Raw genomic sequence first — 13,524 nt, 5'->3', positions numbered from 1 at the left:
GATTTCCATGAACTCGATGAAAATTGGCAACAATATATTTTCCTGGGATGAAACCGGAAGCGGCCCGGCCATCGTGCTGCTTTCCGGATGGTGTCAGGATCACCGTCTGTTCAAGACACTGGCGCCGGAACTGGCGAAGAATCATCGCGTCATCCGCTTCGACTGGCGCGGTCACGGCGACCATCGTGACCATGACGGCGACTTCGACATCAACCAGCAAGCCGACGATCTTGTCGCTTTCGTCGACGCGCTGGAGCTTGAGACCTTTCTTCCCGTCTCGACCTCTCATGGCGGCTGGGCCAATATCGAAGTCACTGACCGGCTGGGATCAAGCCGCGTGCCGAAATCGGTTGTTATTGACTGGATCATGAACCAGCCGAACGAAACCTTCTTCGAACTGATCGACGGTATTCAGGACCGGCAGGTCTGGGAGAATGGTCGTGCAGGCTTCTTCGATTACTGGATCGGCGACACGAAGAACGCCGATATCGTCAATCACGTGAACAACGAGATGGCGGGCTATTCCTATGAAATGTGGGCCCGCTCGGGGCGGGAGATCGGCAAAGCCTATCGCAAATGGGGCAGCCCCATGCAGCGGATGGCAGCCATGGCCGAAAACCGTCCGATCACCCATATTTATTCGCAGCCATTCGAGCCGGAATATACGCAGGCACAGGTGGATTTTGCAGCTCGCAATCCGTGGTTCCAGCCCAAGAAGCTCCCCGGTACGACCCATTTCCCGACGCTTGAACAGCCTGCGAATGTGGCCAACGTCATCAGCGTGTTCAACGCATGATAAAACTCACTGAAGAAGCAGGTTTCGAGCCTGCCCGCCTTGATCGCGATTACAATGCCAAGGCCACCGTTTCGCCGGAAGCTTTCGCCGCCGAAATGGTGCGCTATCGCGAGGCAAGCATCGCGCCCCGGGCCGATTGGGGCCGGCATTTCGACGTGGTCTATGACGAAGAAAGCGGACAGCGGATCGATATTTTCGGCCCGCCTTCCCAAAGTGGACCGTGTCCGGTCTTCGTGTTTGTTCACGGCGGTTACTGGCGCGCGCTGTCAAAGGAAGATTCTGCCATGATGGCGGGGATGCTCGCGGCCGAAGGTATTGCGACCGTTGTCGTCGATTATCGTCTGGCGCCGGAAGTCTCCCTCGCGGAAATTACGCGGGAGGTGCGCGCGGCACTTGCCTTCGTCTGGCGTCATGGACGGGAATATGGTCTCGATCCCGACCGGATATCGGTTGGGGGGAGTTCGGCAGGTGGTCATCTTGCTGGTGCGCTTGTTGCGGAAGGCTGGCAGGACGATTTCGGTTTGCCGTCGGATGTTGTGAAGTTTGCCATGCCGGTCAGCGGGCTTTTCGAGCTTGCACCACTGGCGGCAACCTTTCCGCAGGAATGGCTGAATCTCGGGCCCGCCGATGTCGATCAGCTCAGTCCGATCCGCCACATTCCCGTGCGCGGTTGTCCGATCGCCGTGGCATGGGCAGAGCATGAGGCTGACGGTTTCAAGCGTCAGTCCCGCGCTTATGCCAAAGGCTGGGCTGCAGCAGGCGGAGAGGTGAAAACCATCGAGGTCGCAAACCGGAACCATTACGATATTCTGATGGACTGGTGCTCGTCCGAAACCGAGATGTCGCGGGCTCTGCTCGCCGGTATTCGCAACATCGGTTAGCACTACAGTTGCATTCTTCGTGATGCCGGGCTGCAAAGAGCGCTTTATCTGCGTTCCGGTGCTCACGTACCTTTAAGTACGCTCCGCTCCGGTACTCCAAATCACTCTTTTCGCCACGGCCTGACGAATTTGCAACTGTAGTGTTAGAGCGTATCCCGAAAAGTGTGAAACGGGTTTCGGAAAAGATGCGCGGTTCAAAGCAAATATTTGGAGCACCGATCTGATTCGATCAGATCGAAACGTGCTCTGATCGGCTTTCGAAAAGAAATTGTACGGTCGCGTAGCGAAGCGCGGCTGGTGGTTTCGCGCGGGCAAAACTTGTCAGCTTTATACTAATTCATGCGATTATCCTCATGGATATATGGTTTTAAGATGAATTGTCGCATGAATTAAAACATCCCATTCTGACCGTAACGATGATCTGGGCGTGGCCCGAATTTTTAGATTGCAGAGGCTTTCTGATGCAAAAATCCGACGTGCAGCTTTTCATAGGTGGTGAATGGCGCAAGACCGCCAATACGCTTCCCATCATCAATCCCGCAGACGAGACTGAAATCGGGCAAGTTGCGGTCGCGGAACGCGAGGATCTGGAGGCGGCACTTCAGGCGGCGTGGGACGGTTATCAGGTCTGGCGCAACACTGCGCCTGCGGCCCGTGCTGCGATCATCATGAAGGCCTCGGCGCTCATGCGCGAGCGGCGGGAAGAGATTGCACGCGCGATTACGCTGGAAAACGGGAAGCCGATCAGCGAAGCCCGGCTTGAGGTTATTCGTGGCTGCGAATTCTTCGAATGGGATGCTGGCGAGTGCATTCGTTTCTATGGCCGCGTCATTCCGAGCGCGCCCGGCATTCGCTATATCGTCGTGCACGAGCCAATCGGTCCGGTCGCAGCGTTTGCGCCGTGGAATTTCCCGATGAGCCAGCCAGCACGCAAGATTGCGGGTGCCTTAGCTGCCGGTTGCTCCATTATCCTGAAAGCTTCCGAGGAAACACCGACGGCGGTGACACATATTGCGCGTGCATTCGAGGATGCAGGCCTGCCAGCCGGTGTGCTGAATCTGGTCTTCGGCGTTCCTGCCGATATTTCGCAGTTTCTTATCCCGCGCCCGGAAATCCGGGCGATTGCGTTCACTGGATCGACTGCCGTTGGCAAACACCTGACCGAAATCGCTGCGCGCCACATGAAACCGGCGCTGATGGAACTTGGCGGCCACGCTCCCGTCATCGTTTGCGAGGATGCCGATCCGGTCGTTGCGGGTATTGCCTCGGCGCGCCGCAAATACCGCAATTCGGGTCAGGTATGCACCTCGCCGACGCGCTTCTTCGTTCACGAAAGCCATTATGAACGTTTCACTGCGGCTTTCATCGAAACGGCGCAATCGATCCGTGTGGGCAACGGCATGGATGAGGGGGTTCAGATGGGCCCGGTCGCCAATGATCGCCGCGTCATGGCTCTCGAAGAGTTGGTCAGCGATGCAGAAGCGAAAGGTGCGAAACTGCTTTTCGGTGGTCGTCGCCTGAAGAACAATGGCTATTTCTTCCCGCCAACGGCTCTGGCTGAACTGCCGGACGATGCCCGCGCGATGTCGGAGGAGCCATTTGGTCCGCTGGCGCTGATCAATCCGGTTGCCTCTCTTGATGCGGCTATTGAAAAGGCGAATTCGCTTCCGTTTGGTCTGGCGGCATATGGTTTCGCAAACTCAGCGGAAAATGTGGACCGTCTGATGACGGGACTGGAAGCTGGAAACGTCTCCATCAACACGCTTGAGGCTTCTGTTGCCGAGACGCCATTTGGTGGTGTCAAGGATAGCGGACTCGGCCGCGAAGGCGGCGCCGAAGGACTGCATCATTATACGGTCGTGAAAAACGTCTCGCACCGTCTGGTGAACAGCCTGTAGGCGACTTTATTTAAATCGCTTCTCGGACCCGTCGCCATTGATCACTGGCGGCGGGTTGGCCTGCTTCGGTACTCAAGGTGTCAAAGATACCGGCAAGCTACATGCCCTGTTCACTGACTTGAAATGCTGTCCGTGACGATTACTCATCCGGTCATCATTCGATAGATCGCCGGTAGAGCGACAGGCAGTTTCGACAGTTTGGCGACAAGAGCGTAGTTTCTACGGCCGAAAAGCGTGGGAAGGTATGCATTCGCCTCCCGATCAACGGTCACGGCAAAGACGTTGACGCCTGTTGTGCGTGCTTCAGCAACGGCCCTGCGACTGTCTTCGAGTGCGAACCGGCCTTCATAATGGTCAACATCGTTCGGTTTGCCGTCCGTCAGGACCAGCAGAAGCTTCTTTCTGTTGGGCTGTTCGGCAAGCTTTGCTGTTGCGTGACGGATGGCGGCTCCCATGCGCGTGTAGAAACCGGGCTTCAGCGCCGCAATCCGGTGTTCTACGGCAGGACCGAAAGTTTCGTCGAAGTCCTTTACCGTTTCGACCCGCACCCATGAACGACGGCGCGAGGTAAAGGTCTGGATGGAACAGCGGTCGCCACAGGCAGCAATGCCATTGGCCAGAACCAGAAGTGCCTCCTTTTCCACATCCAGCACACGCCGATTATCGATCCACGCATCGGTGGATAGCGACACATCGACCAGAATAGTGACGGCAAGGTCGTTTGCCTTGGGGCGGCTCATCAGGTGCACGTGGTCGCTGCCCTGTCCTCCGGCGGCAAAATCGCATCGTGAACGGACCACGGCATCGAGATCAAGATCGTTGCCATCGAGCTGCGCACGCATCAATTCGCGGCCTGGCCGCAGGATCTCGAACTGGCGGCGAACCCGGCGCACAAGACTTTGCGCTTCATCATCAAGTTCCAGCGCTTTTTCACGATCCTGCGCTGGTGCTGCCAGAACACTGCAATGATCGGGAAGATAAACACCTTTCCGATAGTCCCATTCCGGATAGGTCAGTTTGGCGGCGAGAGCCGTTCGATCGACGGCTTCTGGCGGTAGATCGAGATCGAAACGGAAACGGGCCGCAGGTCTGCCCTTGCGTTCGCCCAATGTCAGATCGTCAAGCTCGTCTGCAGATTTTGCATTCTGTTCGTCGCTATCGTCCGTTGGCCTGTCGACGCTCACCATCTCCGCCATGGCAAGGATTTTCTCAAAGCGATTGAGAATGAACGGACTCCGGTTGGCCAGCCTCGGATCCTGCTTCTCGCGGTTGGCAATCTGCCGTCCGGTTTCGACACCGTCCGCCTTGCTGTTCAGCACTGGCTGGTCATCGTTATCGCGCGGCGCGGTCTCTTCGCGTCTGATCAACTCCGGCCAGAGCGGGACGGGCAGGGCGGGCAGATAGCTCGCGGGTGCGCAATGCGGAAAGATCGTAGGGAGACCATCGTCCGGCAGTCCTGCGCCTTGTTTCAGAAGCGCCAGAATGCGCTCCTCCACTTGTTGCTCCAGACCATAGAGCGGACGTTTGGGGCGCACAGCCAACACCGCTTCGCACAATCGCGCATAACGCTTCTGCAGGCCCGGAAATATCCGGCAAGTCTTCGCAACCGTATCCGATGCCACTGCAAGCGCTGCAAGATTACGGCGCAATGGGTCATGCGGAAGCTCGCCCACTTCAGTCGGCATAACCGCCATATAGCCCGTGAGCCAGACATAGAGATCGTAATTGAGCGTTCGATCCGGAAAGAGCGCAATTTCGGGCGGCAGCATCAATGTCGCTTCATCCCGCAACGGCTGGCTAAGCTTCTCTTCGCCCAAAGCCATGCGCTGCCGCAATCCCAGCCTGTGCCCGGAAGTTCGGGCACGGGCCGGGGCAATCTGTACGGCGACATCGCCGCCAAAACCGCGGAAGCAGATGGCAAGCTTCTGGCGAATATCGCCAAGTTGCACAACGTGCTGGGGATAATGCGGCCACGATCCGGTCTTGCCGATCAGGCGGTGCCAAGCCCGGCCAACGGTTTCCTCCAGTTCCAGAAAATCCAGCATGATATGCCCGCCTATTTCAGCATTGCATCGGCAACTTCAATCAAAGCGGCCTTGACATCCGGCTCATCTGTCAGCGGCTCGATCATCGCGGCACGCGCCGCTTCGCGCTGCGGCATTCCGGCGTCGATCAGCGTGGCGCAGTAGACCAGCAGGCGGGTTGAAACGCCTTCTTCCAGATCGTGGCCTTTCAGCCCGCGCAGCCGGTGGGCCAGCGCCACCAGTGGCGCAACCTTTTGAGCCGTGAGGCCGCTCTCTTCGCTCACCACCGCGATTTCCTGTTCCTTGGGCAGGAAGTCAAATTCAATGGCGACGAAGCGCTGGCGCGTGCTTGGCTTCAGGGATTTCAACAGGTTCTGGTAACCCGGATTGTACGACACGACGAGCATGAAGCGGTCAGGCGCTTCGAGCAGTTCGCCGGTGCGTTCCAATGGCAGAAGGCGGCGGTCGTCGGTCAGCGGATGCAGAACCACGGCCACGTCCTTGCGCGCCTCGACGATCTCGTCGAGATAGCAAATGCCGCCTTCACGCACGGCGCGGGTCAGGGGACCATCCACCCATATGGTATCGCCGCCTTTCAGCAGATAGCGCCCGGTCAGATCGGCAGCCGCCAGATCGTCATGGCAGGAAACCGTAGAAAGCGGCAGGCCGAGTTTTGCGGCCATATGGCTTACAAACCGCGTCTTGCCGCAACCGGTCGGTCCTTTGAGAAGCAATGGCAGCTTACGCATCCAGGCCATTTCGAAGAGCGCACATTCATTACCGGACGGGCTGTATGGTGGGATCGAGACATCGGCATTTTCAACATTTCTGAGACTGGGGTTCATGACCATTTTCCTTTGTATCAGGCAATGAAGCCCCGCCATGAGGCGGGGCCTGGTGTCGATCATTCAGCGGGTTGTACGAAGCCGGAGGTGTTTTCGCGGCGTTCCTTGCCGGGAACCAAGACGGCCCAGATGAACATGAAGGCCGAAATCACCACCACGACGCCGGAGCCGAGGCGTATCCAGTAGAACAACGACAACTGGTCCTGCACGACCATGAAGCTTTCACCCAGAACACGCTGCAGATGGGTCTGGACAACACCTGCGAAGGTGAGCGCAAAGGTCATCACGGACATGGCCGTGCACATGGCCCAGAAACTCACCATGGAGAGCATCTGGTTGTACGGTGCCCGTCCGCGCAGTTCCGGGATCGCATAGGCCATGACTGCGAGATTGAGCATGACATAGGCGCCGAAGAAGGCGAGGTGTCCGTGGGCGGCGGTAAGCTGCGTGCCGTGGGTGTAATAGTTGACCGACGACAGCGTGTGCAGGAAGCCCCATACGCCAGCCCCGAAGAAGGCCATCACCGAGCAACCGATGGACCAGAGAAGGGCTGCACGGTTTGGATGTTTGCGACCGGCCTTCCATGTCATCACGAAGGTGAAGATGACCATGGTGAAGAACGGAGCAACTTCCAGCGTCGAGAACAGTGAACCGATCCACTGCCAGTAGCCCGGCGCACCGATCCAGTAATAATGGTGACCTGTTCCAAGAATGCCGGAGAACAGCGCCAGACCGACGATGACGTAGAGCCATTTTTCGACGACTTCGCGGTCGATGCCGTTCAGCTTGATCATCAGGAAGGCGAGGATCGACGCCATGATGAGTTCCCACACGCCTTCAACCCACAAATGGATGACGTACCACCAGTAAAGCTTGTCGAGTGCGAGATTGATCGGATTATAGAAGGCGAACAGGAAGAACAGGGCAAGGCCCCACAGACCGAACAGAAGAATGTTGGTCACCGTGGTCTTGCGGCCCTTGAGCGCCGTCAGCGTGATGTTGAACAGGAAGATCAGGCAGACGACGACGATGCCGACCTTGATGATGAATGGCTGTTCGAGAAATTCGCGCCCCTCGTGAATGTGGAACAGATAGCCGACAACAGCGATACCGGCCGCCACGAAGAACAGCCAGAACTGGATGACGGCGAGTTTGGTGCTGTAGAGCTCGGTTTCCGTTTCTTCCGGCAGAAGATAATAGGTCGAACCCATGAACCCCATCAGCAGCCAGACGACCAGCGCATTGGTGTGGATCATGCGAACGATGTTGAAGGGCAGAAGCTCCGACAGCGTATTGGGCAGAACATAGATCGTGCCAGCGAGAACGCCGAATGCGACCTGCGCGATGAACAGCACGAGCGCTCCATAGAAATAGAGCATCGCGACCTTTTGGCTTTCATATTTCATATCATAAAACTCCGTTCATCCCGCGCTCAGCCTGCCTCGTTGGGGGGCCAGTTCTGCGTCTTGATGCGACTGGTCCATTCGAGGAAATCAGCCAGATCGTTGAGTTCCTGTTCGCTCAGGTTGAACTGGGGCATCTGGCGACGCCCTTCTATCCCCGTGGGCTGCGCCTGCATCCAGGCTTTCATCGTTTCGCGTGCGCCTTCCGGGTCTTCTTCGCCACCCCAGCGCTTCCAGACATTGCCAAGCTCGGGCGCAAAATAAGCGCCTTCGCCAAGCAGTGTGTGGCAATTGATGCAGGAGTTTTTCTCCCAGATGTGCTTGCCGCGCGCGACCGCATCGGTCAGCGTCGATTCATCCGTGGAGGTGGTTTTCATGTAGTAATGGCTGTGCGCCGTCAGCCCCACGAAGATCGCGAAAAAGAAAATAGACCCGCCGTAGAAGACGTTTCGTGCGCCGGTCTTGGTTAGGCGTTCTGCCATCCCCTTCGTCCTTTCATTGGCCGAAGGCGGAGCCTCGGCATCAAATCCCCCGTCGATAGTGCGGCTGGTCAATCCCCTCGCCAGCATCACGGGACAGGACTGTTCTATCGGTCGGAGGAAAGCCTTCTTTGCGATTTGGCAAAGACTGGAGCATTTCCGAGCCAAAAGTGCGAAGCGGCTTTGCGTCGGATAATGCGTAAAAACAAAGAGATAGCGTGCTGCTCAGAGGAGGAAGCGCACTGCGACAGAACGCACCAGTGCCAGTGTGAGCAGAACGGCGGGCCAAGCCAACAAGGCGGGCTTCAATATGCCGTCGGTTCCGCGCATTTCCATGAAGTCGAGGATGACTAACCAGCCTTTTGCAAAAGCGAGGATCAACACAATGACGATAGCTGCGAGCATCCCGGCGCTGGTGCCTGCGATAAATGCACCGCTCAAAGCGAGAATGATCAGAACGACGAATGTACGGGTCAGGGATGAATGGTCACGATCGGACACTGCGGGCCTCAGGCAAGATAAAGGACAGGAAACATCACCAGCCAGACGAGATCAATCGCGTGCCAGAGCGTCGTGATCAGCAGAACATTGGAAGCAGATGGTCGCCATGCGACCAGCGCCAGAATGATCGATCCGAACAGCACATGCATGAGGTGAAAACCGGTGAGAAGAAAGTAGAGCTCGAAAAACGCTCCCACAGCTTCATCACCAGCAAACTGGATTTCATGCGAATATTCGATGAGCTTGATTGCTACAAAAACGAGGCCGAAAAGGGCGGCATATAAAAGCGGACGGCGAGCCTGACTGACATTGTGACGTCTGCGCACGGCAATAGCCGCCTGCCAGCCGCTCATCAGCAGCACAACGGTGTTGGCTGCAGCCAGACCGGGGCTGAGATGCGCGCGCAACTGTGCAACGCCTTCCACATTGATGGCCGACATCACCATGAACGCAATCAGCAGGATTGCGAAGGCAACGAGTTCGCTCCACACGAGGATCCAGAGCAGAAGATCATCTTCCGCGCGATCCTCCGCGTTGATTGCAGTTATGGTCAAATCTTCGGTTCCAGACATGGAACATGCCTAGCGCCCGCAGTTCAGGCCTTCTTTGCGTTTTGGCAAAGAAGAAATGCACGGACGACGACATTGTATCCTCGCCATAGAAGAGGAAATTTCAATGACCGATGCACAGATCGGGCTCATGGTCGCAACACCGGCGATCATCGGCTTTTCACTGGTTCTTTATCGTATGGGAGCTTTACAGGGCGCGGGCACGCTCTCCGCCGTTGCGGCTTCCATCGTGATTGCAGCCGTTCTTTTCCTTGGTCAGTAGGTAGAGGGAAGAATTATGGACGCGCCGTCAGTCTTGCACGCGACCGATATCAGCCGCCTCGAGGCCCACCATCATGATCTGCTGGAACTGTGTCTGCAGTTGGAGGAAATCGCTGAGGACCTTGAGACCGGCGTCTCTGTGCAGGAGTACCGGCGGATATCAACGCTCATTCCGCGTCTTGTTGGTGAAACCCATGCGCTTGAAGAAGAAGTTCTGTTTCCAGATTTCAGTCGGCAGGCTCATTCCCATTTCGCCAACGCCATCATTGAACGCCTGAAGGCGGAACATCGTTGTGACCGGCTGGCCGCCGAGGAATTGTCACAGACATTGATGGCAATTGCAGACGGTCGTTGCCGTCTTGCTTCCGACACCATTTCATACATGGTACGTGGCTTTATGGAGAGCGTACGCCGCCACATCCTGTCGGAAAAACTGATGATAGAGGCGCTGCTGGCAGCGAAATCCGAGGAGCGGGAAGTTTTTGGATGAGGCGAAGGCGATATGCCGGGCGTCTTTCGTTCGGCATACCGTGTTTCCGGCTGTTCTACCGTTCGCCGTCGGCAAGCCGTCTCACACCTGACATATTGAGTACGGTCAGTTTCTGGCGGCCGCCCCGAACAAATCCTTGCGCTTCCCAGCCGGTGAGAATGCGTGACACTGTATGCAGTGTCGTTCCGGTCATCTCGGCAATATCCTGTTTGGTGATCGGAAAATCGATCCGGATGCCGTCATCTTCTTTCCGGCCAGCCTGACGGGCGAGGCGCAGAACGGTGTGCGCGACACGCCGTTCCACTTCTTCCGTCGACATCTCACGGATACGCGTGTGGGCTTCTTCCAGCCTTTTGCCGATTGTCTGGATCGCATTCATTGCCAGACCGGGATTCTGCTCGACAAAATAATCCCAAAGCTCGGTTGGCCAGGCCAGTACGATGCTTTCCGCCACGGCAATCGCTGTGCCCGGATAATCGCTTCTCTGCAAGGCTCGGGCAAAGCCGAAAAGGTCCCCCGGATGCACCATGCGGACGATGATCTGCTGTCCGTCCGAGGTGATCTGATTGACCTTCAACCGCCCGTGCAGGAGGAGGTAGAAAAGAACGGCATCGTCGCCTTGCTCGAAAATCGCCTCTCCCGGAGGAACGCGCTTTGTAGTTGCATACGAAACAAGCTTATCGAGTTCGCCATCACTCATTTTGGCGAACAAGGACAGTTTCCTGACTAGTCCGCGATCTATCAAGGACATTGCGTTTCTCACACTCCAAGACCCTGTATCTACCTTAGCACAGCAAGGCGGGCTTGGAATTGTTTTCGGAGCCGGGGATCGGGCATTCACAATTAATCCCTCATGCGCCGATGTTCTGAATGCGCTTCCATACCACAGCATACCAGCGGTTGTCTCGGACAAGCCGGAAACCGAGATTGTCGGGTGGAACGCCGACGCTGCATCCTCCGGTTTTCGGGTTGCGAATGAACGAACTCATCGCAGCGCGGTGCTTGCCATTGACGACATAAACGCCGCAAGACGGTACTTCCGCGACCTGCTTGCCGTAGGCATCGATATTGACGCGGCGGTGGCAGGTCTGCGTCCATTCCCACACATTGCCTGCGATATCGGCTACGCCCAGCTCGTTGATACCAAAAGCGCCGGCGGGGCGTCTGGTCGGGCTCCTGTCCAGCTTGCGAGCGCTTTGTTTCTCGTAGTCTCTCAGCCAGCGGATTGCCGGATTGGCCGCAGCATCGTCCTCAATGCCAAGGGCGTCGTCGGGAAAGCGCGAGCCAGCAGCGAATGCCCATTGCTCGTCTGTCGGCAGATGCCAGATTTCGCCGGTTTTGCGTGAAAGCCAGTCGGCATAATTTTGCGCATCATCATAGCTGACGCCAACGATCGGACCCTCTGCATCGGATGCATCGTGATTGTGCGGCAGGGCCTCGGCGGACTGGCAGTCGCCGTCGGCGACGCAGCGCTCATAGTCAGATGTGCTGACCTGATACTTCATGATCTCGAATGCCCGCTGCAGCTTGCGGGTCGTCAATGGGGCGTCAACGGGGTAATTGTTCTTCTGAAAGTCGCCATCGGCCCGATACGTCATGGTACGAGGAGCGATAACGATCATTTCCGGACCAACGGCCGACGCGTCCGGCATTGTGCGGTCCGGACGTCCAACGACATCAACGACGATCAATCCCGCGATGACTGCCAGCAAAACCGCCGGAACGGCCACGGCAAGCTCGCGCAGGCACTTTTTTCCTTTGCCTTCGTTCATCGGATATCAGGGGACCGCATCCGTCTGGGAGGCAGATGGATGCAGCCCCGAGCCTTTCATCCTAAAGCATGGTCAGAGCATTTCCAGCGAATGTGCGAAGTGGTTTCGCATGGATAATGCGTGCAGAGGGAGAGAGCGGTTCCGATTCCGTTTTGACTGGAGCCGCTCCAGGTTTGCCAAAGGCGCTCTGGGAGGCGAAGCGCCTTCATACATTCGCTTTACGTGCCAGATGGTGCGAGAACCGACGTCATCAGATCGTCGTTCCATTCACCCGTGACCTTGAAGTGGGCGGCAGCGCCGAGTTCAAAAGCCTCGATCAGATTGTGGTTCACATAGGCGTAGATGCCGGGCTGCTGGAACGTGTAGAAGGCTGCTCCGGCGGCACCACCCGGAATGAACCAGGTTTCCTGATCGACGTCGGGCGGCGTATTGAACTTGCCGGTCGCCCAGACATAATCCCCATGCCCCCCGATCAGATGTGGTCTCGTATCGCGGTTGGCCTGCGAGTGAACGATCAGGACTTTCTCGCCAACCGCCGCCGTCATGGCCTTGTCGCCAGTCAGTGCGCCCACAGCGCCGTTGAACACCACATGGGTCGGAGTGAGAGTGCGCATGACCTTGACGGTGTCTTCATAAGCGTCGCCGGGCGCCTCGTATTTTTTGTATTTGCCGTTCTCGTCGCGCGGTACATAGAAATCCTGTTCGCCGACATAATAAATCTTGTCGTAGGTCAGCGCTTTGCCTTTGCCGTCATGCAGACCCTCGCGCGGCAGCACCATGATCGCACCATTCATGCCCGATACGACATGCCAGGGAACCATTCCGGGAGGTGCGCAGTGGTAGACGAAGACGCCGGGCTTGGTCGCCTTGAAGCGCAGGATGGTCTTTTCTCCCGGATTGATTTCGGTCAGCCCGCCGCCGCCCAATGCACCGGTTGCCGCATGGAAATCGATATTGTGCATCAGCGTGTTGGTTTCAGGGTTGATGAGTGTCAGTTCGAGATAATCGTCCTGATGCACGACAATCAGCGGTCCTGGTACGGTGCCGTTGAATGCCATGGCGTGAACTTCGGTTCCCGCATCGTCGATGACGATCTTCTTTTCCTCGATCACCATGGTGAATTCGACCACCTTGGGTCCGCCTTCTGCAACCTGACTATGGGCATGCACGAAGGGAGGGTCCACAAGCTCCACCTTCTGGCGTGGAAGTGCTGCTATTTCTGCCGCAGTTGCCTTCCTCACCGCGCCTTGTCCCCAGGCGGATGTGGTTGCCAGAACCGGCGCAAGCGCCCCAGCCAGGGCGGCTCCTGCCAATATGGTGCGGCGACTGATTTGCATCTGTTCGGCCATCGATACTCTCCTTTACGATAGGACCGAGCATTTCCTGCTCTGTCATGCCGACTATAGGAAGAGGCGCTTCGATGTTCCTTGACTGCGATCAAGGTGATACAAAAAATTGGGTAATATTAGCCATTTAATATCAATGACTTAAGTTGACTGATTAATGTCCGTCCCGCTTTATTTGCGCTGGAACAAAGGCTCAGCCGAAGGGGTTTGGCCAAAAGTGAAACCAGCGAACAGATTGGCTCTGTTCGCTGGTTTCGAT

General features: G+C 56.9%; 14 protein-coding genes. 5 read left to right on the top strand and 9 right to left on the bottom strand.

All coding sequences use genetic code 11. The features are described from left to right. Window positions 1–7 precede the first annotated feature (7 nt). The 3 genes from OANT_RS22650 to OANT_RS22640 all read left to right on the top strand — a co-directional run bounded on the left by OANT_RS22650 (window position 8) and on the right by OANT_RS22640 (window position 3,575). A complete protein-coding gene (locus tag OANT_RS22650; RefSeq protein ID WP_012093671.1) occupies window positions 8–796 on the top strand; it encodes an alpha/beta hydrolase in 789 nt (262 codons plus the stop codon). Further along, on the top strand, window positions 793–1,677 hold the full coding sequence (locus OANT_RS22645) for an alpha/beta hydrolase (RefSeq protein WP_012093670.1): 885 nt from the start codon (window positions 793–795) through the stop codon (window positions 1,675–1,677). Before OANT_RS22650 ends, OANT_RS22645 begins: the two co-directional genes overlap by 4 nt. Window positions 1,678–2,138: 461 nt before the next feature. Further along, window positions 2,139–3,575, top strand: coding sequence for an NAD-dependent succinate-semialdehyde dehydrogenase (locus OANT_RS22640; RefSeq protein WP_012093669.1), 1,437 nt, complete (start codon window positions 2,139–2,141; stop codon window positions 3,573–3,575). 143 nt (window positions 3,576–3,718) lie between these two features. Here the strand turns inward: OANT_RS22640 and OANT_RS22635 are convergent, their stop codons facing one another. From OANT_RS22635 to OANT_RS22610, 6 genes are all read right to left on the bottom strand, one after another. Continuing rightward, window positions 3,719–5,620, bottom strand: coding sequence for a nitric oxide reductase activation protein NorD (locus tag OANT_RS22635; RefSeq protein WP_012093668.1), 1,902 nt, complete (start codon window positions 5,618–5,620; stop codon window positions 3,719–3,721). 11 nt (window positions 5,621–5,631) lie between these two features. Then, window positions 5,632–6,444 (bottom strand): CbbQ/NirQ/NorQ/GpvN family protein, encoded by an 813-nt coding sequence (locus OANT_RS22630; protein ID WP_012093667.1) that lies wholly within the window; start codon window positions 6,442–6,444, stop codon window positions 5,632–5,634. Between the two features lie 59 nt (window positions 6,445–6,503). Next, the gene (locus tag OANT_RS22625) at window positions 6,504–7,850 is read right to left on the bottom strand and encodes a nitric-oxide reductase large subunit (RefSeq protein ID WP_012093666.1); all 1,347 of its coding nucleotides are present in this window, start codon (window positions 7,848–7,850) and stop codon (window positions 6,504–6,506) included. Between the two features lie 26 nt (window positions 7,851–7,876). Further along, entirely contained in the window at window positions 7,877–8,329 is a 453-nt protein-coding gene (locus OANT_RS22620) for a c-type cytochrome (protein WP_010660607.1), read from the bottom strand. Window positions 8,330–8,551: 222 nt separating this feature from the next. Further along, entirely contained in the window at window positions 8,552–8,827 is a 276-nt protein-coding gene (locus tag OANT_RS22615) for a cytochrome C oxidase subunit IV family protein (RefSeq protein WP_012093665.1), read from the bottom strand. A gap of 8 nt (window positions 8,828–8,835) precedes the next feature. Next, a complete protein-coding gene (locus OANT_RS22610; protein WP_012093664.1) occupies window positions 8,836–9,399 on the bottom strand; it encodes a cytochrome c oxidase subunit 3 family protein in 564 nt (187 codons plus the stop codon). 103 nt (window positions 9,400–9,502) lie between these two features. Here OANT_RS22610 and OANT_RS26950 point away from each other — a divergent pair, with 103 nt between their 5' ends. Continuing rightward, entirely contained in the window at window positions 9,503–9,658 is a 156-nt protein-coding gene (locus OANT_RS26950) for a hypothetical protein (RefSeq protein WP_010660610.1), read from the top strand. A 15-nt stretch (window positions 9,659–9,673) separates the two neighbouring features. Continuing rightward, on the top strand, window positions 9,674–10,147 hold the full coding sequence (locus tag OANT_RS22605) for a hemerythrin domain-containing protein (RefSeq protein ID WP_012093663.1): 474 nt from the start codon (window positions 9,674–9,676) through the stop codon (window positions 10,145–10,147). 55 nt (window positions 10,148–10,202) lie between these two features. On the opposite strand, the gene OANT_RS22600 is transcribed toward OANT_RS22605, so the two are convergent. From OANT_RS22600 to nirK, 3 genes are all read right to left on the bottom strand, one after another. Beyond that, a complete protein-coding gene (locus OANT_RS22600) occupies window positions 10,203–10,898 on the bottom strand; it encodes a Crp/Fnr family transcriptional regulator (RefSeq protein WP_012093662.1) in 696 nt (231 codons plus the stop codon). 100 nt (window positions 10,899–10,998) lie between these two features. Further along, complete coding sequence (locus OANT_RS22595; protein ID WP_012093661.1) at window positions 10,999–11,919, bottom strand: SUMF1/EgtB/PvdO family nonheme iron enzyme; 921 nt, start codon at window positions 11,917–11,919, stop codon at window positions 10,999–11,001. Window positions 11,920–12,137: 218 nt separating this feature from the next. Beyond that, a complete protein-coding gene (gene nirK, locus OANT_RS22590; RefSeq protein ID WP_012093660.1) occupies window positions 12,138–13,268 on the bottom strand; it encodes a copper-containing nitrite reductase in 1,131 nt (376 codons plus the stop codon). Window positions 13,269–13,524: the final 256 nt, after the last annotated feature.

This window comes from Brucella anthropi ATCC 49188 (genome assembly GCF_000017405.1).
Taxonomy (GTDB): domain Bacteria; phylum Pseudomonadota; class Alphaproteobacteria; order Rhizobiales; family Rhizobiaceae; genus Brucella; species Brucella anthropi.
Note: the sequence above shows the minus strand (reverse complement) of the source record. Positions and strands in the feature narration are given on the sequence as shown.